This is a genomic window from Actinomadura pelletieri DSM 43383 (assembly GCF_003634705.1).
In the GTDB taxonomy this organism is placed as follows: domain Bacteria; phylum Actinomycetota; class Actinomycetes; order Streptosporangiales; family Streptosporangiaceae; genus Spirillospora; species Spirillospora pelletieri.
Window position 1 is genome coordinate 235940 of sequence record NZ_RBWU01000002.1, and the last position, 25349, is coordinate 261288.

A 25349-nucleotide genomic window follows, 5' to 3' on the forward strand; every position below is an offset into this window, starting at 1 on the left:
CGACTAGGCGTGCAGGGCGGCGAAGGGACTGTGGTGCTCGGTGCCGCCTCGGATGCGGTTCAGGTGGCCCCCGGACGTGGCCGTGGTTCGTGCCCGTGGCCTTGGCCGGGTCCGCGCCGCTGTCGCCGTGCGGAGGGGGTCCCGCCGCTACAGCTGACGCCGGGAGCCTCGTTTGGTTATCCGGTGGCGTCCGCATGCCGCGTTGCACTAGTTCATGTCGAGTGATGCTCGACTAGGGGTGTAGGGCGGCGAAGGGGCCGTGGTGTTCGGTGCCGTCGGGTGTGGTCCAGGTGGCGTTGACGTGGGCCGTGGAGTTGGGGGGTTCGTCGTTGCTGAGGACGCGCCTGACGTGGACGGTGAGCGGGCCGTGCGGCTTGGTCTCCAGTAGGGCGTTGGTGCTGTCTTGGTTGTCCTGTACGAAGGTCAACGTGACCATGGTCGAGTGGACGTCGCCGGTGTAGTGGCTGGTCACGGACGGGTCGGGGGTGTCGCTCACGCTCTGTTGCTGTGGCTCGGCGCGGCCCTGGAGAAGGGCGAGTAGTTGTGCCAGCAGGACCGGGTCGTGTGTTCCGTCGTACATCCAGCGGCGCCCGAGGATCCCGTGCTCTGCTGTGCCGATGAGCGCGTTCTCGGAGCCGTCGAGTGGGGCGCCTCGGTAGGTGACCGGTACGTGGTAGGCGACAGGGCGTTCACCGGAGGTGTCGGTGACCACCATGAACTCGATGCCGACCTCGCCGTCCGGGTCGTCGAGGCGGAAGCCTCCGGCCTTGTTCAGGTTGGGGCCGTCCGGAGCGCCCGCGTACCAGGGGCGGGCGGGCAGCCATGCCGCGAGGAGTTCCAGCTTGCCGGGCGTCATGGTGGTGTTGTGGATGACAGCCATGGTGCCGAACCTATCTGGTTGGTTGTTGCCGCAATCGTCGGCACTCACCGCGGTGTGGCGTCCAGGAGGCGCGCGAAGCCGTCATGGAGGCTGTTGAGGCCGAACTCGAAGAGTTCTTCGTAGGTGAAGTCGAAGGTCTTCTCGTCCAGGCTGGCCATGGTCGGGAAGTCGCCGCTGTGTAGGACGGTCTCCAGCGTCGGTGCCTGCTGCGCCCAGAACTCCTCGTTGCTGAGGCCCGTCCGCGCTTCGGCCCGCAACTCGTTGATGTGGCCGCGGACGACGCCGTTCGCGTAGTCGTGCTGGACGGCGATCATCATCATCAACGTCCGGTCGGAGGCGCCGGTGCGGCGCAGGAGACCGAGGACCCGGTCCAGGCCGCGCACGGCGTTGGGTCCGAGGATCGGGCGGCTCTGGTCGACGTACGGATACCAGGGATGGTCGAGGCACAGCCGCCAGTAGCCACGGGCCTCCTCGGTGAGGATCTCGCGCCAGCCCGTCTCGTCGTCGATGTCACACGTCGGATCAGGGACCTCGACGACCCGGTCGAGCATGAGGTCGAGCAGTTCGCTCTTGGCCGGGACGTAGCGGTAGAGCGTCATCGTGCCGACGCCCAGCCGGTTCGCGACGCGGCGCATCGACAGCGCTTCGATCCCCTCGGTGAGGGCGATCTCGTCGGCGACCTCGACGGCGGCCTCGACGATCTGGTCGAGGGTGAGCGCGGGCGGTCGGCCACGGGGAGGCCGGGTGCGGCCGGTCCACAGCAGTCTCAGGCTGAGCCCGAGATCACGGTCGTCGCCGTGCTCCGTCGTCATCATCCGTCCTGATCTACCCGTGTCCGGACTCCCGGCGGGTCGCTTGACAGAACGCTACCGCGTCGCGCGGTAAAGGCCCCGCACCCACTTCGAGTATAGTGTACGCTAATTTGCGTAGGGCATACGCGAAATAGGAGGCGGCATGCCGGAACACGCGATCCTCGCCGAGGGGATCCGCAAGAACTACGGGGAGAAAAAGGCACTCGACGGGTTCGACCTGAAGGTGCCGAAGGGCATGGTCTACGGACTGCTCGGCCCGAACGGGGCGGGAAAGACCACCGCCGTCCGCATCCTGACGACGCTCGTCCGGCTGGACGGCGGCCGTGCCGAGGTCGCCGGGCTGGACGTCGCCACCCAGGCGCGGCAGGTGCGGCGGCGCATCGGGCTCGCCGGACAGCACGCCGCCGTGGACGAGATCCTCACCGGGCGGCAGAACCTGCGCATGTTCGGCCGCCTGTTCCATCTGGGCAAGAAGCGCGCGGCCGAGCGCGCCGAGGAACTGCTGGAGCAGTTCGATCTGCTGGAGGCCGCCGACAAGGGGATCAAGACCTACAGCGGCGGTATGCGCCGCCGCCTCGACCTGGCCGCCAGCATGATCTTCGCGCCGGACGTGCTGTTCCTCGACGAGCCGACCACGGGCCTCGACCCGCGGGGTCGCAACGAGGTGTGGGACGCGGTCCGGTCCCTGGTCGCGCGGGGCACGACCGTCCTGCTGACGACGCAGTACCTGGACGAGGCCGACCAGCTCGCCGGGCGCATCGCCGTGATCGACCGGGGCCGGGTCATCGCCGACGGCCCGCCCGAGTCGCTGAAACGGCTGATCGGCGGCGACCGGATCGAGGTCGTGGTGCGCGACCCCGCGAACCTGTCCGCCGCCGCGGCGGTCGTCGCCCGCGTCGCGTCCGCCGAACCGGAGATCGACGAGACGGCGGGACGGGTGCACGCGCCGGTCGCCGAACGGGTGGCCGCGCTGACCGACGTCGCCCGCACCCTCCAGGACGACGGCATCGCCGTCGAGGACATCGGTCTGCGGCGCCCCACGCTGGACGAGGTGTTCCTGCGCCTCACCGGGCACCGCGCCGACGACGACGAGCCCGCGACGAAGGAGAAGGTGCAAGCGTGAGCGTCGACGCCAAGATCGCCGACGACGAGGGTGTCGGCACCCGGCTCTACTGGGCCGTCGCGGACTCCTGGACCATCGTCCTGCGGGGCCTGACCCACTACGTCCGACAGCCGAGCAACATCGCCTGGCAGCTCGGCTTCCCCATCGTGTCGGTGCTGCTGTTCGGGTACGTCTTCGGCAGCGCGATGTCGGTGCCCGGCGGTGGCGACTACCAAGAGTTCCTGATGCCGGGCATGTTCGGCATGACGATGGCGTTCGGTTTCATGAACACCGCGTACATCGTCGTGTACGACAAGGCGCGGGGCGTCACCGACAGGTTCCGGTCGATGCCGATGGCGCCGTCCGCGGTCGTCACCGGACGCGGCGTCGGCGACCTGTTCGGCGCGTCCCTCGACCTGGTGGTGCTGGGTCTGACGGCGCTGGCGATCGGCTGGCGCTCCAGCGGCGGAGTGGTCCACACCCTCGCCGCCTTCGGGCTCCTGTTGCTGCTGCGCTTCGCGCTGATCTGGATCGGGGTCGTTCTCGGCCTCCTCGTCCCCAACGAGGAGGCGGCCGGGAGCCTGTTCGCGGTCGCGTTCCCCTTCGGAATGATCTCCAGCGCGTTCACGGCGCCGTCCCTGATGCCGGACTGGCTCGGCACGATCGCGCTGTGGAACCCGGTCTCCTCGACGGTGACGGCGTCCCGCGAACTGTTCGGCAACCCGGTCGCGACGGGCGACACCTGGATCGAGCAGCACGCGCTGCTCATGGCGATCGTCTGGCCGGTCGTCATCACGGTGATCTTCCTGCCGCTCGCCGTCCGCCGCTTCCAGCGCCTCAGCCGCTGAGACGCGATGGTCCGCGCCATTCCGACGCCTCCGGCGATGGCGCGGACCTCGCGGGCGGGGCCGGGGTAGGTTCGGGGCATGAACGTTCGGCCGACTCTTGAGGAAATCCGGCGGGCGCCGAAGGTGCTGCTGCACGACCACCTGGACGGCGGCGTGCGGCCCGGAACGGTCGCGGATCTGGCGAGGGAGTCCGGCTACCCGGACCTGCCCACCACGGACCCCGACAACCTGCGGGAATGGTTCGAGGCCGCCGCCGACTCGGGATCCCTGGAGCGGTACCTGGAGACGTTCTCGCACACCGTCGGCGTGATGCAGTCCGTCGAGGCGCTGACGCGGGTCGCCTACGAGTGCGCCGAGGACCTCGCCAACGACGGCATCGTCTACGCGGAGGTCCGGTACGCGCCCGAACAGCATCTCCGCAACGGGCTGTCGCTGGAACAGGTGGTGGAGGCCGTCCTCGACGGGTTCGCGCGCGGCGGCCGGGAGTTCGGCATCAGGGTCGGGACGCTCGTCACCGCGATGCGGCACCAGGCGCGCAGCATGGAGATCGCGGAACTGGCCGTCCGGTACCGGGACGCGGGCGTCGTCGGGTTCGACATCGCGGGCGCCGAGGCCGGATATCCACCGACCCGGCATCTGGACGCGTTCGAGTACCTCCAGCGGGAGAACGCGCACTTCACCATCCACGCGGGGGAGGGGTTCGGGCTCCCGTCGATCTGGCAGGCGATCCAGTGGTGCGGCGCCGACCGCCTCGGCCACGGCGTGCGGATCATCGACGACATCGAGGTGGACGGCGACGGGGCCCGCCTCGGACGCCTCGCCGACTATGTCCGGGACAAGCGAATCCCGCTGGAGATGTGTCCCACGTCCAACATCCAGACGGGCGCGGCGAAGTCGATCGCGGAGCATCCGATCGGGCTGCTGCGGCGGCTCAGCTTCCGCGTCACGGTGAACACCGACAACCGGCTGATGAGCGGCACGAGCCTGTCGGAGGAGTTCGCGAAGCTCGTCGAGGTGTTCGGCTACGGGTGGGACGACCTCCAGTGGTTCACGGTGAACGCGATGAAGTCGGCGTTCGCTCCGTTCACCGACCGGCTCGAACTGATCAACGGCGTGATCAAGCCCGGTTTCGCGCAGCTCAAGTGGAGCGGCACCCGTCCCCTGGCATGATCGGGCCATGACCATTCGTTCCACGGGCGCGCGGGTCGCGGCGTACGCGTGGCTGACGTTCGCCGTCCTCAACCTCGTCGACCTGGTGTTCGGCATCACCGGCGACCCCACGTACTCGCTGACGGTCCTCACCATGGCGATGGTGCTGCTCCTCGGCTCCGGGATCGCCTACACGGTCGGGCTGCGGCCCGCGATCATCGGGGACGACGAGGCGGTCACGATCCGGAACCCGCTACGGGAGACCCGGGCGCCCTGGAGCGCGGTCCGGCGGATCGAGGGCACGAACGCGCTGACGGTTCGGTTCACGGGCCCGGACGGCGCGGAGCTGGAGACCCGGGCCTGGGTGCATCAGACGTCGCCGCGCGCCCAGGCGAAGGCGGAGGCCCGCGCCCGCAAAGAACAGAACCGGGGACCGGGCGTCGACCTGCGGGGCCGGACACCGGCGGGCTTCGCGGCCGAACAGTTGAACGAGATCCGGGAGCGGAACCGCCCGAAGGAGAAGGGCACGGATAAGCCCGCCCGTGGGGCGGTCAGATGGTCGGTACCGGCGGTGGCGTCGCTGGTCGTGCCGCTCGTGGCGGTGATCGTCATCCCGATCGTGGAGGCGATCCGCTGAGGATCGCGGCGACGTCGGTGCGTAGGGCGTCCAGGTCGGTGGTGGCGAGTGCGCGGGCCGTGGTGATGTCGCCTTGGACGGGTGTGACGGTCTCCAGGTAGCACTTGAGTTTGGGTTCGGTTCCGGACGGTCGGACGATGAGGCGTGCCCGTCCGGACAAACGGAACCGCAGTCCCTCGGTCGGGGGGAGGCCGTTGACTCCGTCGGCCAGGTCGTCGAACACTTCGACCGTGCGTCCGCCGAGTCGGGTCGGGGGATCGGTGCGCAGCCGGGTCATCACGGTCGCGAGCTGGGCGGGGTCGGTGGCCCGGATGGACAGTTGTGCGGTGGCGTGCAGTCCGTATCGGCGGGCTTGGTCGTCGAGGAGGTCGAGCAGGGTGCGGTCGTCGCGGCGGGCCTGGGCGGCGATGGCGGCGACCGCGAGTGCGGCGGTGATGCCGTCCTTGTCGTTGACCAGCACCCCCCGGTCGTCACCGACGCTGTAACCCAATGCCTCTTCGTAACCGAAGACCAGCCGGTCGGAAGGCCGGGCGGCTTTCATGATCCATTTGAAGCCGGTGAGGGTCTCGGTGTGGCGGACGCCGTGCGCGGCGGCGATCGAGCGCAGCAGCGACGAGGACACGATCGTGGTGGCCACCAGCCGGTCAGGGCCGGTGGTGTGGTTCAAGATGTGTTCGGCCAGCAGCCCGCCGACCTCGTCCCCGGTCAACACCCGCCACCCTCCGGCGTGGGGGACGGCGACGGCGCAGCGGTCGGCGTCGGGATCGTTGGCGATCACCAGATCCGCCCCCCGCGCCTCAGCGAGCGTGACAGCCAGGTCGAGGGCGCCGGGTTCTTCGGGGTTGGGGAACGCCACGGTCGGAAAGTCCGGATCCGGATCAGCCTGCTCCGGCACGACGATCGGAGCAGCGAACCCGGCGCGTACGAAGGCGGTGAGGAGGGTGTCGCGTCCGACCCCGTGCAGGGGTGTGTAGACGATCGACAGATTCGGGTCGGGTGGGCCGAGTTCGAGGGAGGCTACGGCGTCCAGGTACAGGTCGGTGTTGTCGTGGACGGGCCAGGAGTCACCGAGGGGGAGGGTGTCCACGCGGTCGATGGTGTCGATCGCGGCGGAGATCTCGGCATCGGTGGGTGGAATGATCTGGGCGCCGTCGGACCAGTACACCTTGTAGCCGTTATCGCGGGGCGGGTTGTGGCTGGCGGTCACCATCACCCCCGCCACCACATCCTCGAAGGCGCGCGTGAAATGCGCCAGAACGGGTGTGGGAACGGGTTGGGCGAACACCTCGGGCCGCAACCCCGCTCCGGCCAGGACGGCGGCGGTGTCGTGGGCGAACCGTCGTGAGCCGTGCCGGGCGTCGAACCCCACGATCACCCGCCCACCCGACGGCAGACACCGGCCCAGGCCTGCGGCCGCGCGCATCACCGTCACCCGGTTCATCCGGTTCGGGCCCGCACCCAACTCCCCCCGCAGCCCCGCCGTGCCGAACTCCAACCGCGCCCCGAACCGCGCCGACAACGCCGCCTGGTCGCCGGTGTCCAGGATCGCGCGGAGTTCGGCGCGGGTGTCGGGGTCGGGGTCTTGGGCCAGCCACTGCTCGGCGGCGGCGCGTAGCTCGTTCACAGTCGCGGTACCAGCGTGGCCAGCAGGGACCCCATGCGCCCGGCGGATGCACGGCCCGCGGCCAGGACCTCTTGGTGGTCGAGGGGTTCGGCCGCCAACCCGGCCGCGATGTTGGTGACCAGTGAGATTCCCAGGACCTCGGCGCCGCCACGCCGCGCCTCGATCGTCTCCAACACGGTGGACATCCCGACCATGTCCGCGCCCAATGTGCGCAGCATCCGGATCTCGGCGGGCGTCTCATACGACGGGCCCCGCAACGCCGCATACACCCCCTCCGACAGGTCCGGGTCCGCTTCCTTGGCCAACGCCCGCAACCGCCCCGAGTACGCCTCGGTCAGATCGAGGAACGTCGCGCCGGTCAACGGGTTGGCGCCCGACAGGTTGAGATGGTCGGCGATCAGGACGGGATCACCGACCTGTTGATGCTCGGGCCGCAACCCACCCGCCGCGTTGGTCAACACCACCGTCCCGACCCCGGCGGCCAGCGCCGTCCGGATCGGGTGCACCACCGCGTCGACGCCGTGGCCTTCGTACAGGTGGGTGCGGCCCAACAACACCAACACCCGGCGCCCGGCCGTCTCCACCACCCGCACCCGACCCGCATGACCCTCCACGGCAGGTCGGGCGAAGCCCGGCAGGTCGGTGACCGGGAACTCGGCGACGGGCTCACCCAACGCGTCCGCGGCCGGCACCCACCCCGAACCCATCACCACAGCCACATCGAACGAACCCGAAGACGTTCGGGCCCGCAACTCCTCCGCGGCCTCCGCCGCCACCGTGAAAGCGTCGATGCTCACAGCGCCGACATTACCGGCGCCGTCCCGGATCAGTCGCCGAGCGAGGTGCAGGGGCGGGTGCGCAGGTCCTTGACGTAGTCGTCGGGGGCGCCCGCCTTCTCCGCCGCGTCCGCGAGGATGCCGAGGTAGCGCGCGGACGGCAGCCCGCCCTCATAGTCGTCCAGGACGTACGTCCAGCACAGTACGTCGCCGTCCAGCGTCTGCACCCGCACCCTGATCTTGTGGTGGACGTCGAGTGAGGCCCCCTCCCAGGCGTCGAGTTCCTTCTCGTCCCAGGCCGGAACGTCGTAGATCACGACGAAGACCTGCTCGGACTCGTCCTCGACGACGGTCGCGAGGGCGCCCTCCCAGCCCTTGTCCTGCCCGCCGAAGGTCAGCCGCCAGCCGGTCAGCCAGCCGGTGCCGCGCATGGGCGAGTGCGGAGCCCGGCTCGCCATCTGCTCGGGGTCCATGTTGGAGGCGTACGCCGCGTACAGTGCCACGCTTGCCAACGTTACGCCACGCGGGGATAGCGGGGGGTGTCCCCTCGGGGATGGCGCGCCCCGGGCGTTCAGGGGAGGGGCCGGGACTTTTCAGTGCGATGAGTAGGAAACAATGGAAGACGTGACCCGAATCGTGATCATCGGCGGAGGACCGGGCGGATACGAGGCCGCGCTCGTCGCGGCGCAGCTCGGCGCCGACGTGACCGTCGTGGAACGGGACGGTCCTGGCGGCGCCTGCGTGCTCACCGACTGTGTGCCCTCCAAGACGCTCATCGCCACCTCGACCCGTATCGCGGTCATGTCGGAGTCGGCGGGTCTCGGCCTGCGCTTCAACGGCGGTCCGGACGGGATCGTCGGCGCGCTGGAGGCCGACCTGGCGACCGTCAACAAACGTGTGAAGGACCTCGCGCGGGCCCAGTCGTTCGATGTGGCCGAACGTCTCGCCTACGAAGAGGTCAAGATCGTCCGTGGTGAGGCCCGGCTGGTGGAGCCGCATGTCGTCGCGGTCGGCGACCGGCGTATCCGCGCCGACATCGTGCTGCTCGCGACGGGCGCGACACCGCGGGTGCTGCCCGGCGCGGAACCGGACGGCGAGCGCATCCTGAACTGGCGCCAGCTGTACGACCTGCCGGAGCTGCCCGAGGAACTGATCGTCGTGGGGTCCGGTGTGACGGGCGTCGAGCTGGCCGGGGCGTACCTGTCGCTCGGGTCGCGGGTGACGCTGGTGTCGTCGCGCGACCGGATCCTGCCGACGGAGGACGCGGACGCCGCGGCCGTCCTGCAGGAGGTGTTCCTGCGGCGCGGGATGAACGTGATGTCGCGGTCCCGGGCGGCGGGCGTCGAACGGTCCGGCAACGGCGTGATCGTCACGTTGGAGGACGGGACGAAGGTCGAGGGCACCCATTGCCTGATGACGGTCGGGATGATCCCGAACACCCGCGGCATCGGCCTGGAGGACGTCGGCGTCCGCTGCGACCCGCGCGGGTTCGTGGAGGTCGACAAGGTGTCGCGGACGTCCGTCCCGCACATCTACGCGTCCGGTGACTGCACGGGCGTGCTGATGTTGGCGTCGGTCGCGGGCATGCAGGGCCGTATCGCCATGTGGCACGCGCTGGGCGAGGCGGTGCAGCCGTTGAAGCTCGGCTGGGTCGCGTCCAACATCTTCACCGACCCGGAGGTGGCGTCGGTGGGTGTGACACAGCAGATGGTCGACTCCGGTGACGTCAACGCCCGGACGGTCATGCTGCCGCTGTTCACCAACGCGCGCGCCAAGATGCAGGGCTTCGAGGACGGCTTCGTGAAGCTGTTCTGCCGCCCGTCCACCGGGATCGTGCTGGGCGGCGTCATCGTGGCGCCCAGGGCCAGCGAACTGATCCTGGGCGTCTCGATAGCGGTCCAGCAGCACCTCACCGTCAACCAGGTGGCCCAGACGTTCGCGGTGTACCCGTCGCTGTCGGGCAGCATCACCGAGGCGTCCCGCCGCCTGATGGCCGAGCACGCGTACTAGGAGAAGTACCGGAGCGCCACGTACACCCAGGCCATGAAGGTGCTCAGTATCGTGATGCCGATTCCGTAGCGGGTGAACTGCCAGAAGCTGATCGGGTGACCGGTCCGGGCGGCGATGCCGATGGCGACGACGTTGGCGCTCGCGGCGACCGCCGTGCCGTTCCCGCCGAAGTCGGCCCCCAGGGCGAACGACCACCACAGCGCGTCCGCGGTCTGCGGGTCTGCGCCCTCGGCCATCCCCTCCACGATCGGCGCCATCGTCGCCGTGTACGGGATGTTGTCGAAGAACGCGCCGAGGACGGCGGAGCCGAACACCAGGCTGGTCGCGGCGGCGAAGTAGTTGTCGCCGATGGAGTCCGCGGCCCAGGTGCCGATGTTCTCGATGACGCCGGTGTGCCCGAGGCCCGCCACCATCACGAACAGCCCCATGAAGAACACCAGGACGCCCCATTCGACCTCTTTGAGGACGTCCTCGACCTCGACGTTCGTGACCAGCAGCATGACGCCCGCGCCGATGAGCGCCACGATCGACGGCTCCACGTGCAGCACCGAGTGCAATGAGAACCCGACGATGATCAGCCCGAGCACGACCAGGCATCGGGTCAGCAGCCGGGGGTCGGTGATGGCCTTGCGCTCGTCGAGCGCCATCACCTCGTCCACATACCGCTCGTCGTAGTTGAACGACTTGCGGAAGATCCACCGCGCCATCACCACGAACGTGACGAAGATGATCACGACGATCGGCGTCATGTGCATCAGGAAGTCGTTGAACGTCAGGCCCGCGCGGCTGCCGATGATGATGTTCGGTGGGTCGCCGATGAGGGTGGCGGCGCCGCCGATGTTGGACGCCAGCACCTCGGCGATCAGGTACGGCTGGGCGGGGATGCGCAACCGGTTGCACACCACCACCGTCACCGGTGCCACCAGCATGATCGTGGTGACGTTGTCCAGGAACGGCGAGGCCACGGCGGTGATGCCCATCAGCATCACCAGCAGCCGGTACGGCCTGCCCCGCGAGCGTTTGGCCGCCCAGATCGCCAGGTACTCGAACAGTCCGGTGCCCTTGATGACCCCGACGACGATCATCATGCCGAGCAGCAGGAAGATGACGTTCCAGTCGATGCCCTCGTGCTCGGCGTAGAAGACGTCGGCGCCCGAGGTCAGCCCGAGCACCGTCATCAGGCCTGCCGCGATCAGCACGACCTTGACCTTGTCGACCTTCTCCGTCGCGATGAAGAAGAACGCGACGACGAAGATCGTGAGCGCCACGACAGCGCTCACCGCGCACCCCCTGGGTGCGCGGTGCCGAGAGGCGGAAGGTCGGTCAGCCCTCGTCGGGTCTGGCCAGCGCGAGCGCCGACAGGAGCCGGTCCAGCGTGATCGCGCCGGCCAGCCGCCCGCTGTCGTCGACCACGGCGACCAGCGGGCTGCGCTGCCGCGCCATCAGGGTGGCGAGCTCCAGCAGCGTCGCGGACGCCTTGACGACCGTGGGACGGGGAGGGTGCGCGCCGAGACAGTCGTCGACCGTCCGGTCGCGCAGCTCGTGCCAGAAGACGTCGGCGTGCGCCTCGTCCACGGCCCGGGTCAGCGCCGGGTCGTCCTGGTAGGCCGCGGGCACCGCCAGCCGCAGCACCTGCGTGCCGGGCAGGACCGTGCGGGGCCGCTGTTCCCCGTCGATCACGATGAGGCCGGGAAGACGGCCCAGCGCCATGACCTGGATCGCGTGGGCGATCGAGTCGCCCAACGTCACGGTCGGCACCTGTACGGCGATGTCCCGCGCTTGCATGGTGGTGGTGTCCTTCCGGCTCCCGGAGAGCCTCGTTCCTCGCGCTGATAGATCCCTCCTCCTGGCGCCCGGGAAGGGCCCGTCGCAGGACGGGCGCCGCCGCGCCGTGGGCAGGGGACGGTGTGCTCCGCCAGATCGTGGTGCCATGCGTCCGCCCCTTTCCGCGTACGCTGTCCAGTCTTTGCGGCGGCGGGCCGAGTCGATATCGGGTCTGATCCCCATATCGAGCTGGAGGAATCATGTATTCGCAGCCGGCGGGGAGGTCCCGCGCGATGTCGAGCCTAGGATGAGGACGAGACCGGAGGTGATCGGGTGCACACTCGCGGGTCCGCCACCCGGATTCTGCTGGCCGACGACCACGCGCTGGTGCGCCGCGGGCTGCGGCTGATCCTGGACGCCGAACCCGACCTGACCGTGGTCGCCGAGGCCGCCGACGGCGCGGAGGCGATCGAGGCGTGCGGCCGCGACGGCGTCGACCTCGCGATCCTGGACATCGCCATGCCGCGCATGACGGGCCTGCAAGCGGCCCGGGAGATCTCCCGCCGCTTTCCCGACGTCCGGACGCTGATGCTGTCGATGTACGACAACGAGCAGTACCTGTTCGAGGCGCTGAAGGCGGGCGCGTCCGGGTATGTGCTGAAGTCCGTCGCCGACCGTGACCTGCTGCACGCGATCCGCGCCGCGATGCGCGGCGAACCGTTCCTGTACCCGGCGGCCGTCACCGCGCTGATCCGCGAGTACCTCGCCCGCGACCGGGACGGCGACGCTCCCGCCACCCTCCTCACGCCTCGCGAAGAGGAGATCATCAAGCTGGTCGCGGAGGGCTACTCGTCCAAGCGGATCGCGGAGACGCTCACCATCAGCGTCAAGACCGTCGACCGGCACCGCGCGAACATCCTCGGCAAGCTCGGCATGCGCGACCGACTGGAGTTGACGAAGTACGCCATCCGCGTCGGCCTCGTAGAACCCTAGAACCTCAGCCCGCGCGCGAACGCGTTGGCCGGGCGGATCGCGAAGCGATGCCGCGGTCGCACCAGGAACGGTCACGTGGCGAGCCGTTAGGCGAGCGGAGTGGGCCGGGCCTGCGATCAACTCAATGCGGCACGGCGGACGCCGCGTGGGGGGATGACGAGTTCGACTTTCGTGCCGCCGTTGTTCGCGGGGCCGATCGTGAGTTGTGCGCCGATGAGCATCGCGCGTTCCTGCATGCCGTGGATGCCGGAGCCGACCTTGGTGGGCGGGCCCGAACCGTCGTCGACGACCCGCAGCACGACACGGCCGTCGTCGTCCTGGGTCAGGGACAGTTCCGCGTTCCGCGCGCCGGAGTGCCGCCAGACGTTCGTCAGGCCCTCCTGCGCGATCCGGTAGATCACCAGTTCGGCGTCGGGACTGAGCCCCGCGAGGCCGGTCTGGACGCGGCGGGTCACGCGTGGGCCGCCGGTTCCGGAGAAGTCCCCGGCGAGCGCGGTGAGCGCGCTGGTCAGGCCGAGGTCGTCGAGGACGCCCGGACGCAGCCGGCGGGCGACCCGGCGGACCTCGTCCAGGCTCGACCGGACGGTCTCCTGGACGTTGCGCAGCTCGTCCGCCACCTCGTCCGGCGCCCGGTTCACCACCGACTTCAGTTCCAGCAGCACAACGGTCAGGCTCTGCCCGATCTCGTCGTGCAGTTCCTGCGCGATGCGGCGGCGTTCGGCCTCCTGCGCGTCCAGGACGACGGCGGTGCTGATGCTGCGGTCGGCCTCCAGCCGGTCGAGCATCGCGTTGAACTCGTCGACCAGATGGAACAGGTCACCGTTGCGGCCCGCCTCAAGGCGGTCACCGGACCGCAGCGAGTCGAGCCGCGCCATCAGGGCGGTGAGCCGCTCCAGGGGCGCGAGGCTGGCGCGCAGCAGGATCGCGTTCGCCGCCATCATCACCGTGAGCCCGACCACCAGCACGGGAAGCTCGCGGAGCAGCACGAACGAGGACACGGTGACGGGCGCGACGGCCAGCGCGGCCGTGCCCACCGCGAAGATCAGCCCGTTGATGCCGAGGATGCGCCAGTAGAGTGCCGAGGCGGGTGTCCTGCTCATGGGTCCACGTGACCGCATCACACCTCGCGTTGTCCATGCGTGACGCCTCGGGCGGGGATGCACGGTGCGCCCCGGCCGAAATGGGCGACGGGCCCGATGGCGGAACCGTGTTCCGTCGCCGACGGTGGAAGGGGATCGCACGCGCGGCCGAACCGGAGGTGGGACGGATGAACGTCATCGCCGCGGCCCTGGTGGTCCTGGGGCTGGGAACGATCACCGTCGTGGCGTCGGGCCTGCGGGTCGTCGAGGCGTCCGAGCGGCTGGTCGTCCGGCGGTTCGGGCGGGCGCCGGAGATCCGCGGGCCGGGGGTGCGGTATCTGCTGCCGCTCGCCGACAGCGGCGTCCGCGTCCCGGTGCGCCTCCAGCCGCTTCATGTCTGGTTCCGGGCCACGACGCGGGACGCCGTCCCCGTCCGGGGTCGGGCGCTCGTGACGATGCGGGTCGACGACCCCGTCCGGTACGCCCGGACGGGGTCGCCCCACGCGGCCATGCAGGCGATCATCGAGACCGTGCTGCGCGATGTGATCGCGGACCGGGACCTGGCGGACCTGCCCGCCCTGCTGGCGGACGGCGGGGACGACCCCGGGCCCGTCCTGCGCGTCAACCGGGTCATGCGGCCCCTGGGAGTGGTCGCCGTCCTGGTGTCCCTGACCGACGCGACGGTCCCGGTCCGTCCGCACGATCAGAAGCCGCCGAAGTCGCCGCCGCCGCCGAAGCCGCCGAAGTCGCCGCCGCCGAAGTCCCAGCCGCCGCCGATGTCGCCGTCGCCGCCGAGGCCGCCCGCGGCGTCACCGCCGTAACCGCCCCAGCCGCCGCTCATCATCGAGCCGAGCATGGTGCCGATCATCAGACCGCTGAGCAGGTCGAGCCCGCCGTAGCCGGCGTAGTAGCCACCCGCGTAGGGCGCGTACGCGGGGCCCGCGTTCCAGTAGGGACGGCGTCCGCCGCCGTACGGCACCATGCGGACGTCCGGGTCGGCCCCGTGCTGGACGGCGCGTGCGTCGGCCGCGCATGCCGGGACGGAACGTTCCGTGCCACCGGGCGGCGCCCACAACACGTCCTGGACGGACGGCCCGTGCTGCGGGTTGAAGAAGCAGGGCGCGCGGCGTTCGGGCACGGGCTCACCGGCCAGCCGGGCACGTGTCGCGGTCATGTAGTAGCGGCCGTCCTCCAGCGCGGTCGTGACGGCCTGCATGTCTTGGGGCCTGGCGGCGCGCTCGGTGGACCTCTTGGCGTCGTCGTAGGAGTTCATCGCGCGTTCGTAGTCGGCGCGGATGTCCGGGTCGAGCCCGGAGTCCATGACGTTGAGATCGAGGCGGGCGATGTCCTCGCCGAGGAGCGTCACATCCTCCTGCACACCGGCCTTGAGGTCGGCCATCTCCCGGGCCTCGCGCTCGCGGCGCCGCCTGCGGGCGACGAGGAACCCGCCGGTCACCAGCGCGACGACCGTGACGAGCACGCCCAGCATGACGAACCCGGCGATCGCGTTCGACCGGGACCCGTCGTCGACCTTCTGCTCCGCGAGGTCACCGAACTTGATCAGCCGGTCCTTCAGCGACTCGCCGTTGGTGCGGGTGACGAGCTGGTTGATCTCCGTGGAGTCGAGCTTCTTGGAGATGCCGCCCATCCGGCTGCCGTCCGCGGTGATCGCCACGAACGTCTCGCCCTTGCCGACACGGTCGGCGATGGCCGGAAGCAGCTGCCTGACCTCGGTGGGGGTGATGTCGTTGCGGACGACGACGGCGCGGATGTCGGCGTCGGAGTCGCCGCCGAGGGCCGTCTTGATCTCGTTCTGGTCGGCGGGCGAGAGAACGTTCCCCGCCTCGCTCGTTATGTAGAGCCGTGAGTCGATCAGACCCTTGGCGATCTGCCCCACGGTGTCGTTGGGCGCGGCGGCCCGAACGGTGGTCTGGACGATGGCCGCGTTTCCGGTGGTGGTCTGTGCGGTGTCAGCCTGTGCGGGGGCGGAGAAGGCGAACGCCGGCAGGGCGACGGCGGCGACGATCGCCGAGACGGCGCCACGGCGTGCCATCCGCATGGCCCGGTTGTCGGTGCTCATGCCTCCAGTCTGCCTCGCCGTCGGCCCCGACAATCGGACCGGCACCGCGCATTTTTACCGGAACGGGGGTATTCGACCGGCAGGTCAGTCCTTGATCTCGCAGATGACGGCCCCGGCGGAGACGGTCTGGCCGACCTCGGCGGACAGGCCGGTGAGCGTCCCGGACTTGTGCGCGGTGAGCGGCTGCTCCATCTTCATGGCCTCCAGGACCACGACGGTGTCGCCCGCCTCCACCGTTGCGCCGTCCTCGACGACGATCTTGACGATGGTGCCCTGCATGGGGCTGACCAGGGAGTCGCCGGACGCCTGCGCGCCGCCGCCCTTGGTGCCGCCGCGCCGCCGCGCGGGCTGCGCCCTGCCGGTGGCGCCGCCGGGGACGGCGCCGAGGCCCGCCGGGAGGACGACCTCGATGCGGCGGCCGCCGACCTCCACGGTGACGCGCTCCCGCTCGCCCTCCTCGGTCTCGGCGGCGACGGGCGGCTCGTGGGGCGGGATGCGGTTGTCGAACTCGGTCTCGATCCACCGGGTGTGGACGGAGAACGGCGTCGTGTCGTCGGACGGGACGAACGCCGGATCGTCCAGCACGGCGCGGTGGAACGGCAGGACGGTCGGCATCCCCTCGATGACGAATTCGGCGAGCGCCCGGCGCGACCGCTCGACGGCCTGGCGGCGGGTCGCGCCCGTCACGATCAGCTTGGCGATCAGGGAGTCGAACGCCTGCGGGACGGCCTGCCCGGCGCCGTAGCCGGTGTCGAGACGGACACCGGGCCCGGTCGGCGGTTCCCAGGCGGTCAGCGTCCCGACGGCCGGAAGGAACCCGCGGCCGGCGTCCTCGGCGTTCAGCCGGAACTCGATCGAGTGGCCGCGCGGTTCGGGGTCGCCGTAGCCGAGTTCCTCGCCGCTCGCGATGCGGAACATCTCGCGGACGAGGTCGATCCCGGCGACCTCCTCGGTGACGGGGTGTTCGACCTGGAGGCGGGTGTTGACCTCAAGGAACGAGATCGTCCCGTCCTGGCCGACGAGGAACTCGCACGTGCCCGCGCCGACGTACCCGGCCTCCTTGAGGATGGCCTTGGACGAGCTGTACAGCAGTTCGACCTGCTCGTCCGACAGGTACGGCGCCGGGGCCTCCTCGACGAGCTTCTGGTGCCGTCGTTGCAGCGAGCAGTCGCGGGTGGAGACCACGACCACGTTCCCGTGCTGGTCGGCGAGGCACTGCGTCTCCACATGCCGGGGCCGGTCGAGGTACCGCTCGACGAAACACTCGCCGCGCCCGAACGCGCCCACGGCCTCGCGGACCGCCGACTCGTACAGGTCGGGGACCTCGTCGAGCGTCCGGGCGACCTTCAGGCCGCGTCCACCGCCGCCGTACGCGGCCTTGATCGCGATCGGCAGCCCGTGCTCCTCGGCGAACGCGACGACCTCGTCGGCACCGGACACCGGATCCGTGGTCCCGGCGACGAGCGGCGCGCCGACCTTCTGAGCGATATGCCGGGCCTGCACCTTGTCGCCCAGCGCGGTGATCGCGGCGGGAGGCGGACCGATCCAGGTCAGCCCGGCGTTCTGCGCGGCGGTCGCGAAGTCGGCGTTCTCGGCGAGGAACCCGTATCCGGGATGGACGGCGTCCGCGCCCGACTCGGAGGCGATCTTCAGCAGCTTCTCGATGTCCAGATAGCTGTCGGCGGCGGTCCGCCCGCCGAGCGCGAAGGCCTCGTCCGCCACCCGCACGTGCAGCGCGTCCAGATCGGGTTCCGCGTAGACGGCCACGCTGGTCAGGCCGGCGTCGCGACAGGCGCGGGCAATCCGGACCGCGATCTCACCGCGGTTGGCGATCAGGACCTTGCGCACGTGGGTCTCCTCCCCTACGACCTGACGCAGTCTAGATAATCGCCGTTCCAGGCTTTCGTAAGCCCCTCCCCATGAGGGCGCGACCGCCGGGGGCGCGGATCCGACCGCCGGGACGCGCGTCCGCGGGCCCGGGACACCGGGGCCGTACACACCGAAACATGAAGAATTCTCTGAAATCGCCTTGACGAGGAGTAACTAACCCCGTCACAACGCGTACCGGACGGGCCCATGTGGCCACATCCGGACACGCCATCAGAGAAGGAATGGCCGGAAGTGAGGACGATTCGCCTTCGGACACTGGATCGGCGTGATCGTCGGGGCGTAAGCTGTCGCCATTCTTCGGGCCGCGCATGGAAACGTTCCACGGAACGGCGGCGAATGCCCGACCACGGGGCCGCCGCCGACCGATGACTCCCCACGAGCCGCGGGTCCCGGCCCATCCCCCCGAGGCCGGGACCCGCATCCCGACAACGGGTTCCGGCGCGAACGGTCAGTCGGCGCCGGCGGGCGGCGGCAGCGCCACCTGGATCCGTGTGGCGACGCCCGCCGCGACGAACAGACCGCGACCCGTGGGGCCGCCTCGCGGGACGCTCCGGGGCAGGGGCAGGCCGAACAGCTTCCCGTCGTCCGGTGACTCGACCGACAGCAGCACGCCGGAGCGGGAACGGCGCGTCTCGGCGAGGAAGCCGCGGCCGTCCCGGCCCAGACCGTCGGTGGTGCCGCCGATGATGACGGCGTGGTCGCCGTCGCGGGCGGCGCGCAGGACGTCGCGGAGCGCGCCGTCCAGATCGGTCCCGTCGAGCATCTCCGCGTCGTCCACGACGACGGCGTAGCGGTGCTCGTCGCCGATGGCCTCGGCGAGGTCGTCCGCGCCCGCCCCCGAGGTCAGCAGCCCGAGCACGCCCGGGTGCCCGGACAGCAGCCGCAGCGGCGAGCGGCGCGGCGTGACCAGCACGACCGGGACGAGCCCGCCCCCGACCGCCGGGTCGAGCAGCGCGTGGGCGATCGTGCGGAGCGTGGTGGAGCGGCCCGACCGGGGCGGGCCCGCGACGGCGAACCCCGGGCCGTCGTGGCGCAGGTCGATGCCCACCGGGGCGAGGGTGTCGCCGCCGACGCCGACCAGCGCCCACAGCACGGACGGCGCGAGGAACTCCCGGTCCAGTGACATCGCCTCGCGGTAGGTGACGCGGACGGGCAGCTCGTCCACTCGCAGCGGACGCCGCCGCGGCGGCAGCCGCCCGTAGCGGGACACGCAGCCGCGCGCGATCTCCTGGAGCGCCGTGACCTGCGCCGCCGCGGACGGATCGGCGCCGAGCAGGCCGATCTGCGACTCGTGCGGCGCAGCGCCCGGCGCGACCGGTTCCAGGGCCCGGCCGGGCGGCATCGCGGCGGGGACCTGCCTGGCGTGGAGACCGCCGTAGCCGTAGTCGTCGGCGTCGGTCATGCGAAGGATGAGGGTCCGGTCGACGACGGTGGACAACTCCCCGCCGAGACCCGAGCGATCGCCGGTCACGACCGCGCGCAGGCCCACCGCCGCGCCCTCGCGCAGCAGCCGTATCGCCTGGTCGACGAGGCGACCGTGGTCGGCCTGCTCGAACTCGTCGAGGAAGCCCTCCCAGCCGTCGAGCAGCAGCACCATCCAGGGGAGACGGTCGGTGGCGGCGACCGCCGCGCGCTGCTCGGCCAGCGACCCGAACCCCGCCTCGGCGAACACCCGGACGCGCCGCTCGACCTCGGCGGTCAGCGCGGCGAGCAGCCGTTCGCAGCGGTCGGGCTGGTCGCGGGTGACGACCGCGCCGCAGTGCGGCAGGGCGGTCAGCGGCAGCAACGCGTTCGCGGCGCAGTCGATCGCGTACAGGTGCGCGTCGTAGGGGGAGCAGGCCGAGGCGAGGGACCCGGCGATGGTCCGCAGCGCGGTCGAACGGCCCGACCGCGCGGACCCGGCCACGTACAGGTGGCCGCCGGACGTGAGGTCCAGGGCCAGGTCCTCGCGGGACTGGACGGTGGGCAGGTCGGTCACGCCGAACGGGATCGGCGGCACGTCCACCACGGAACCGCCGGCGGCGGTCCTGGGCTCCAGCGTGAACCGCTCCGGCAGCGGGTTCAGCCACGGGGACGGCTGCCGGGCGATGCCCGCGCGGCGGACCGCCTCGCCGATCGCCTGGACGAGCACGCCGAGGTCGGTGGCCTCGGCCCCGTCGCCGTCCGCTCCCGCCGCGGCCTGCCGGGGGACGGGCGCCGGGTGGCCGAGCCGCCGCCACGGCAGCGGGACGACGGTGGGTTCGCGTTCGGCGGACCCGGCCCCCGCCCCGGCCCGAGGACGGCGGCCTCCGATCCGCGCCACCTGCACGGGCTGCGGCGACGACGCGCCGGGCCGGACGAAGCAGCTCCCGGGGGTGGCCTCGGAGATCCGCGCGGCGTCCGGCGAGCCGAGGACGTCGATGGACTCCTCGGCGCCGCCGACGCGCAGCGCGATCCGCAGGTCCGTGGCGGCGCGGACCTCGTCGGTGACGGCCTCGCCGGGCCGCCGCGTCGCGAGGACCAGATGGACGCCGAGGGGCCCGCCGCGCCGCCCGACGTCCACCAGGCCGGACACGAACCCGGGGGCCTCGGCGACCATCGCGGCGAACTCGGCGACGACCAGCACGAGACGCGGCAGCGGCGGCAGACCGGAGTTCTCGGGGCGGAGGGCGTCATAGTCGTCGACGTCCTTGACGCCGGCGTCGAGCAGGACCTCCTCCCGGCGGCGCAGCTCGGCGGCGAGGGACTCCAGCACCCGTTCGGTGGCGTGCCCGTCCAGGTCGGTAACCACGCCGACCGTGTGGGGGAGGTGGGCGCAGTCGCGGAACGCGGCGCCTCCCGGGTCGATGAGGACGAACGTCATCTCGTCGGGCCGGTTGGCGGTGGCGAGCGACGCGACGAGTGTCCGCAGCAGCTCCGACACACCCGCCCCGGGCGTTCCGGCGACCAGGGTGTGCGGGCCGTCCACCCGCAGGTCGATCTCGTACGGCACACCGGACGCGACACCGACGGGCAGGCGGGTCGTGCGGCCCCCGTCGCGCGTCCACGACTGGAGGATGTGCTCGGCGGTGGGCTCCGGCATGTCGAGCAGGTCCAGCAGCCGCACCGGGGACGCGGCGGGGCCCGCGGAGTTCGGGGGCGACTGTTCCCGGACGGGCGCCAACGCACGCGCCACCCGTTCGGTCCAGGTGGGGGAGACCTGGTCGGCCAGCGCGACGACATCGAGGCCCGCGCCCCGGACACCGATCATCGAGGGGCGCCGTGGGTCCCACGTGACCACGGCGCGGCACTCCTCGGGGAGCGGGTGGCCCGCGTCCTCCACGCAGATCGCGTACAGGCCGTACTCGGCGCCCCGCGCCAGCAGCATCGGCATTCCCGGCAGGCGGCGCAGCGCGCGGGCCCCGTCCAGCACGATCAAAATCGCGTACGGGGTCGGGTCCGTCGGGGCGGCGCGGCGGCGTTCGGTCACCCGGATCGCCAGTTCGGTGACGCGGTGCGCGGTCGTCTCCGGGTCGGTGCCGACGAGGGCGACGCAGTCCTCACCCTCGCGCGGGCGGCCGTGCGGCAGCCACCGCACCCAGTTCCACTCGTCCCCGGCGTCCGGGTCGTCGGACAGGACGACGACGGCCAGGTCGTCGGGACCGTGCAGCGCGGCGGCCTGCGCCACCATCCATCGGGCCAGCGCGCGGGACGCGCCCCGCGGGCCGGTCAGCCCGACGACGCCGAGGTCGCGCAGCGGCAACGTCACCGGCACCAGACGCGCCTGCGGAACCGGAACCTCGGTCGCGTCCCCGTGCAGTTCTATGTGGGCGGGAAGGTCGGCGAGCCCGACCCGCAGACGCAGCGCGTCGGGGTCGGTGCGGCGGCGCTCCCACAGCCGCCGCCGGGGCCCGGTCGCGGTGAGCAGCACCTCGGCCGGGTCGGGGTGCAGCGCGCGCCGCTCCACCTCGTCCTCCCGGCGCAGCCGCTCCATCTCCACATCGAACTCGGCGGTCCTGCGCCGGTACTCCTTCAGGGACCGGCGTCCGAACAGCCGGAGCAGGTCGAGCGGCCCCCGTTCGGGCGGTCGCGGGACCTCCAGGCCGCGCTCGTGTCGGACGTCGTTCGGCCGGGGCGGCCGGTTGAAGGCCAGACCGCCGTCCGGCAGGGGTTCCAGGTGCGCGTCCGGTGCGGTGCTCGGCGCGACGGACAGGACGGTGGACCCCACCGACAGCAACCCGCCGACGGGCCACACCGCCCGCTCGACCAGCGGCCGTCCGTCCAGGACGGCGCCCTCCGTCGACGGCTCCACCTGCACGGACTCGCGTCCGACCGTGAGTCGCAGCGACCGGGGCGGCACGGACGGATCGTCCAGCGCGACGTCCACGTCCCGTCCCGACCCGATCGTGCTGACCCCGAGGCCCAGACGGTGCACCGATCCGGCCGCCGGACCGCCGACGACACGGACCTCGACCAGCCCGGTCGGCTCGGTGAGGACGGTCGCGGCGGCGCCGCGCCGCTCCACGGCGACGACCGCGCCGTTCCGCAGCTCCTTGACGGCGACGGCCTGTGGATCCAGCATCCGCCCGTCGATCCACAGCGCGCGCCGCGACGGCCCGTCCCGTACGCCGCGTCCGCCCAGTCCGCCCAGCTCGTCCCGTTCGCCCTGTTCGTCGAGGAGGACCGCGCCGAGTGAGCGGGCGACGCCGTCCACGGTGGTCTCGGAGTCGACCTCCATCACGACGTCCCGCGGCCCCTGGCCGGTCAGCGCCGTGAAAGAGATCCGCATCCGTGCCCTCCGATGTCCCGCGAACGGGGTCAGCTTAATTACCCCGCGCGGACCGCTCCCGGTGATCGGCGACGATCGTGTGGAGGGCGTCGTCGAGCGGCGTCGGGCTCATCCCGAAAGTGGATTCGAAGGCTGATGAGTCCAGGATGTACGGCTTGTCGAACTGGTACCGCGTCTCCCGCAATTCCTTCACCATCGGCGACACGACCCCGATCGCGTTGAAGAGGGGGCGCGGCAACTCGTGGACGCGAGGTGCCGGCGCGTCGGCGATCTCGCACAGCCGCCTGGCGACGTCGATCGCCGAGACGGCCGGACCGGTCGGGACGTGCCAGGCCCGGCCCCACGCGCGCTCGTCCGTCCCGGCGACGGCGAGGGCCTTGGCGACGTCCGGCAGGTACGTCCAGGCGTGCGGGATCGACGGGTCGCTGAGGAACATGACCCGCTTGCCCGCCAGCAGCGGCTTCACGAACCGGGTCTCGCCGAGGTACGCCTGGTCGGTGCTCCCCGGCCCGTAGTAGTCGGACGCGCGCAGCTCGGTCGTCCGGACGCGACCCGCCTCGTGCGCGGCCAGCAGGTCCCGCCACATCGCGGCGCGCACCCGGCCCTTGACGCCGGGCGCGGCGAGCGGCAGGTCCTCGGTCATCGGACCGTCCACCGGCCCGTACCCGTACAGGTTGCCCAGCGTCACCAGCACGGCCCCGGTGTCCTCGGCGGTGCCGAGGAAGGACGCCGCCATCGGCGGCCAGTCCCGGGTCCAGCGGTGGTAGGCCGGGTTGACGCAGTTGTAGAGCGCGTCGGCCCCTGCGGCGATCTTGGTCAGCCGGGCCCGGTCGGCGGCGTCGGCGGCGATCCTCTCGATGCCTCTCGGGCCGGAGCCCGACCGGGTCACGACGACCACGTCGTGTCCGCCCTCGACGAGCCGCCTCGCCAGGTGGGCGCCGACCTGTCCGGCGCCGACGATCACGTGCTTGCCCATGTCCACTCCTCGGTGATGTGTTCAGTGCTCTGTTATGTGAGCAATGCTCTCGCTGGAGAGCGGTGATGTCAAGAGCGGTGCTCTCGTTTCTGTGCGCTGCTCTGCTACGCTCGCCCCATGAGCGCTGGGCGTACGGCACGGGAACGGGTTCGGGCGGAGCTGATCCGCGAGATCATGGACGTGGCGAGACGGCAGTTGGCCACCGCGGGCGCCGCCGGGTTGTCGCTGCGCGCGATCGCCCGCGAGCTGGGCATGGTCTCCTCGGCGATCTACCGGTACGTCGCCAGCCGCGACGACCTGCTCACCCTGCTGATCGTCGACGGGTACAACGCGGTCGGCGAGGCGGTGGAGCGTGCCGACGCCGAAGCCTGCGCCGAGGGGAACGCCGACGACTTCGCCGGACGATGGCTCGCCGTGTGCCGGGCCGTCCGGGAATGGGCCCTGGCGCACCCGCACGAGTACGCGCTGCTGTACGGGTCACCCGTCCCCGGGTACCAGGCGCCCACCGACACCGTTTCGCCCGCCACCCGCGACAAGGTCGTCTTCTCGCGGATCGTCGCCGAGGCGTACGCGGCGGGAGCCGTCCGACCGGGCGAGGCGGACCTGCCGCCGGTGTCGCCCACGCTCGTGGAGTCGCTGGACCGGGTGCGGGACGCCGTGGGGCTGGACGTCCCCGATGACGTGATCGCTCGTGCCCTCACCGCTTGGGCGGGTTTGTACGGAACAGTCAGTTTCGAATTGTTCGGGCAATTCAACAACGTGATCGACGAACGGGCCGACTACTTCGACCACACCGTGACGCTGCTCGGCCGTCTCGTCGGCCTCGTCGGCCTGCCGGGGCCTGGCGGGCGGTCAGTGACGAATGTGACTGATGGTAAGTAGCATCGTGATCAACGAATATGCAGGTCATCGCGCCAGGTCCGGATAATGGCCGCTTCACTCCACCGAATCCATTGACGTGACCTTGCCGCCCCCGCAAGCATGGAACGCTCGGTGATGCGCGGACCCCCGGGAACGAGGTCCGCGGGAGGGCGGGAAGGAGCGCGTGGGCAGCGCGATGAAGTCCAACCAGTCGACCATCTCCGGCGGCGGTGGTGCGGCGGTCTCGTCCGGCGGTTCGGCGGGGCTCGGCCGTTCGGGGCTCGGCACCTCGGGAGGGCAGCGGCTCCCCACCTCCCCGCGCGAACGCAAACCGGCGCTCGCGGCGCTCGCGGTGCTGCTGATCCTCGGCGGCGCCCTCGCCAGCGCGTACCTGGTGATGGCGAGCGGCGAGCGGGTGTCGGCGATCCGGATCGCGCAACCGGTCGCGGCCGGGCAGCCGATCCCGGCGAGCGCTCTCGAAGAGGTCCAGATCGGCGACACCGGAATCGAGTTCCTCAACTGGTCGGAGCGGGGGAGGGTGCCCCGGCACACCGCGGCCGTCCCGCTCGTCAAGGGCGCGCTGCTGACCAACGGCATGATCAGCCCGCTGGACGCGCCGTCCAGCGGACGTCTCATCGTCGGGCTGGCGCTGAAACCGGGACAGTTCCCCTCCGACGGCCTCGACATCGGCAGACACGTCCTGCTCTACGCGGTCGGCGGCGGCACGAACGGCGGGCCGCGTCCCGGAACCGTGCTCTCCCGCGACGCGATCGTGATCGGTATGGGCGCCGACGACGGCGGGCGCGGCGGTCTCGGCGGCCCCCGGCTGCGGTCCGAGCAGACCAGCGTGGACGTCGCCGTCCCCCCGGCGGACGCGCCGCTGGTGACGCAGGCGGCCTCCGCCGGGACGCTCGCGGTCGCGCTGGTCCCGCCCGGGGCGAACGTGGCCGTCCCACCGCCCGCCAAGGCCGTCGAACCCGAACCCGCCGAGCCCGACCCCGCCAGGCCCCCCGGCCCGGGCGGGCAGACGCCCGGCCCCGGCGCGACGCGCAACCCCGACGGCACCGTGCCCGTTCCAGGTAGGAGCGGTGCACCGGGTCCAGGCACAGGCGGTAACTGAC

General features: G+C 71.4%; 21 protein-coding genes. 9 read left to right on the forward strand and 12 right to left on the reverse strand.

Going from position 1 to position 25349, the window contains the following annotated elements:
* Nucleotides 1–232: 232 nt before the first annotated feature.
* Nucleotides 233–880 carry a maltokinase N-terminal cap-like domain-containing protein gene (locus BZB76_RS07880; protein ID WP_121433655.1) on the reverse strand — a complete coding sequence of 216 codons (648 nt, stop codon included), beginning with the start codon at nt 878–880 and terminating at the stop codon, nt 233–235.
* 44 nt (nt 881–924) lie between these two features.
* Entirely contained in the window at nt 925–1692 is a 768-nt protein-coding gene (locus BZB76_RS07885) for a TetR/AcrR family transcriptional regulator (protein WP_211342895.1), read from the reverse strand.
* A 142-nt stretch (nt 1693–1834) separates the two neighbouring features.
* Between BZB76_RS07885 and BZB76_RS07890 the strand changes: the two genes are divergently transcribed.
* The 4 genes from BZB76_RS07890 to BZB76_RS07905 all read left to right on the forward strand — a co-directional run bounded on the left by BZB76_RS07890 (nt 1835) and on the right by BZB76_RS07905 (nt 5428).
* A complete protein-coding gene (locus tag BZB76_RS07890; protein WP_121433657.1) occupies nt 1835–2815 on the forward strand; it encodes an ATP-binding cassette domain-containing protein in 981 nt (326 codons plus the stop codon).
* Nucleotides 2812–3642, forward strand: coding sequence for an ABC transporter permease (locus BZB76_RS07895; RefSeq protein ID WP_121433658.1), 831 nt, complete (start codon nt 2812–2814; stop codon nt 3640–3642). Before BZB76_RS07890 ends, BZB76_RS07895 begins: the two co-directional genes overlap by 4 nt.
* 78 nt (nt 3643–3720) lie before the next feature.
* A complete protein-coding gene (locus BZB76_RS07900) occupies nt 3721–4812 on the forward strand; it encodes an adenosine deaminase (protein WP_121433659.1) in 1092 nt (363 codons plus the stop codon).
* A gap of 7 nt (nt 4813–4819) precedes the next feature.
* Nucleotides 4820–5428 (forward strand): PH domain-containing protein, encoded by a 609-nt coding sequence (locus BZB76_RS07905; protein ID WP_121433660.1) that lies wholly within the window; start codon nt 4820–4822, stop codon nt 5426–5428.
* Here BZB76_RS07905 and BZB76_RS07910 read toward each other — a convergent pair.
* The 3 genes from BZB76_RS07910 to BZB76_RS07920 are packed head-to-tail and all read right to left on the reverse strand — an operon-like array spanning nt 5400 to nt 8331.
* Nucleotides 5400–7052: a phospho-sugar mutase gene (locus BZB76_RS07910; protein WP_121433661.1), complete on the reverse strand. Its 1653-nt coding sequence runs from the start codon at nt 7050–7052 to the stop codon at nt 5400–5402. The two genes, BZB76_RS07905 and BZB76_RS07910, sit on opposite strands and share 29 nt — an antisense overlap.
* A complete protein-coding gene (locus BZB76_RS07915; protein ID WP_121433662.1) occupies nt 7049–7849 on the reverse strand; it encodes a purine-nucleoside phosphorylase in 801 nt (266 codons plus the stop codon). Before BZB76_RS07915 ends, BZB76_RS07910 begins: the two co-directional genes overlap by 4 nt.
* 29 nt (nt 7850–7878) lie before the next feature.
* On the reverse strand, nt 7879–8331 hold the full coding sequence (locus tag BZB76_RS07920; protein WP_211342896.1) for a gamma-glutamylcyclotransferase family protein: 453 nt from the start codon (nt 8329–8331) through the stop codon (nt 7879–7881).
* Between the two features lie 121 nt (nt 8332–8452).
* On the opposite strand from BZB76_RS07920, the gene BZB76_RS07925 reads away from it, so the two are divergent.
* Nucleotides 8453–9838: an NAD(P)H-quinone dehydrogenase gene (locus BZB76_RS07925; protein ID WP_121434554.1), complete on the forward strand. Its 1386-nt coding sequence runs from the start codon at nt 8453–8455 to the stop codon at nt 9836–9838.
* On the opposite strand, the gene BZB76_RS07930 is transcribed toward BZB76_RS07925, so the two are convergent.
* Together BZB76_RS07930 and BZB76_RS07935 are read right to left on the reverse strand one after the other, a co-directional pair.
* Entirely contained in the window at nt 9835–11118 is a 1284-nt protein-coding gene (locus BZB76_RS07930) for an ArsB/NhaD family transporter (RefSeq protein WP_121433663.1), read from the reverse strand. The genes BZB76_RS07925 and BZB76_RS07930 overlap by 4 nt on opposite strands.
* Nucleotides 11119–11161: 43 nt before the next feature.
* Nucleotides 11162–11623, reverse strand: a complete 462-nt coding sequence (locus BZB76_RS07935; protein ID WP_121433664.1) for a CBS domain-containing protein — start codon at nt 11621–11623, stop codon at nt 11162–11164.
* Between the two features lie 312 nt (nt 11624–11935).
* Here BZB76_RS07935 and BZB76_RS07940 point away from each other — a divergent pair, with 312 nt between their 5' ends.
* Nucleotides 11936–12595, forward strand: a complete 660-nt coding sequence (locus BZB76_RS07940) for a response regulator (protein WP_121433665.1) — start codon at nt 11936–11938, stop codon at nt 12593–12595.
* 116 nt (nt 12596–12711) lie between these two features.
* Here the strand turns inward: BZB76_RS07940 and BZB76_RS07945 are convergent, their stop codons facing one another.
* Nucleotides 12712–13695: a sensor histidine kinase gene (locus BZB76_RS07945; protein ID WP_170180544.1), complete on the reverse strand. Its 984-nt coding sequence runs from the start codon at nt 13693–13695 to the stop codon at nt 12712–12714.
* A 167-nt stretch (nt 13696–13862) separates the two neighbouring features.
* On the opposite strand from BZB76_RS07945, the gene BZB76_RS34630 reads away from it, so the two are divergent.
* The gene (locus BZB76_RS34630; protein ID WP_170180545.1) at nt 13863–14495 is read left to right on the forward strand and encodes an SPFH domain-containing protein; all 633 of its coding nucleotides are present in this window, start codon (nt 13863–13865) and stop codon (nt 14493–14495) included.
* On the opposite strand, the gene BZB76_RS34635 is transcribed toward BZB76_RS34630, so the two are convergent.
* The 4 genes from BZB76_RS34635 to BZB76_RS07965 form a co-directional block, all read right to left on the reverse strand.
* Nucleotides 14378–15754, reverse strand: a complete 1377-nt coding sequence (locus BZB76_RS34635; RefSeq protein ID WP_170180546.1) for a hypothetical protein — start codon at nt 15752–15754, stop codon at nt 14378–14380. The two genes, BZB76_RS34630 and BZB76_RS34635, sit on opposite strands and share 118 nt — an antisense overlap.
* Nucleotides 15755–15838: 84 nt before the next feature.
* Nucleotides 15839–17602 (reverse strand): acetyl/propionyl/methylcrotonyl-CoA carboxylase subunit alpha, encoded by a 1764-nt coding sequence (locus tag BZB76_RS07955; protein WP_121433667.1) that lies wholly within the window; start codon nt 17600–17602, stop codon nt 15839–15841.
* 490 nt (nt 17603–18092) lie between these two features.
* The gene (locus BZB76_RS07960; protein WP_121433668.1) at nt 18093–22391 is read right to left on the reverse strand and encodes an FtsK/SpoIIIE domain-containing protein; all 4299 of its coding nucleotides are present in this window, start codon (nt 22389–22391) and stop codon (nt 18093–18095) included.
* A gap of 34 nt (nt 22392–22425) precedes the next feature.
* Nucleotides 22426–23367: an NAD-dependent epimerase/dehydratase family protein gene (locus BZB76_RS07965; protein WP_121433669.1), complete on the reverse strand. Its 942-nt coding sequence runs from the start codon at nt 23365–23367 to the stop codon at nt 22426–22428.
* Nucleotides 23368–23484: 117 nt separating this feature from the next.
* On the opposite strand from BZB76_RS07965, the gene BZB76_RS07970 reads away from it, so the two are divergent.
* The gene (locus BZB76_RS07970) at nt 23485–24249 is read left to right on the forward strand and encodes a TetR/AcrR family transcriptional regulator (RefSeq protein WP_121433670.1); all 765 of its coding nucleotides are present in this window, start codon (nt 23485–23487) and stop codon (nt 24247–24249) included.
* A gap of 163 nt (nt 24250–24412) precedes the next feature.
* The gene (locus BZB76_RS07975; protein WP_211342897.1) at nt 24413–25348 is read left to right on the forward strand and encodes a hypothetical protein; all 936 of its coding nucleotides are present in this window, start codon (nt 24413–24415) and stop codon (nt 25346–25348) included.
* The last annotated feature ends 1 nt before the right edge of the window (nt 25349 follow it).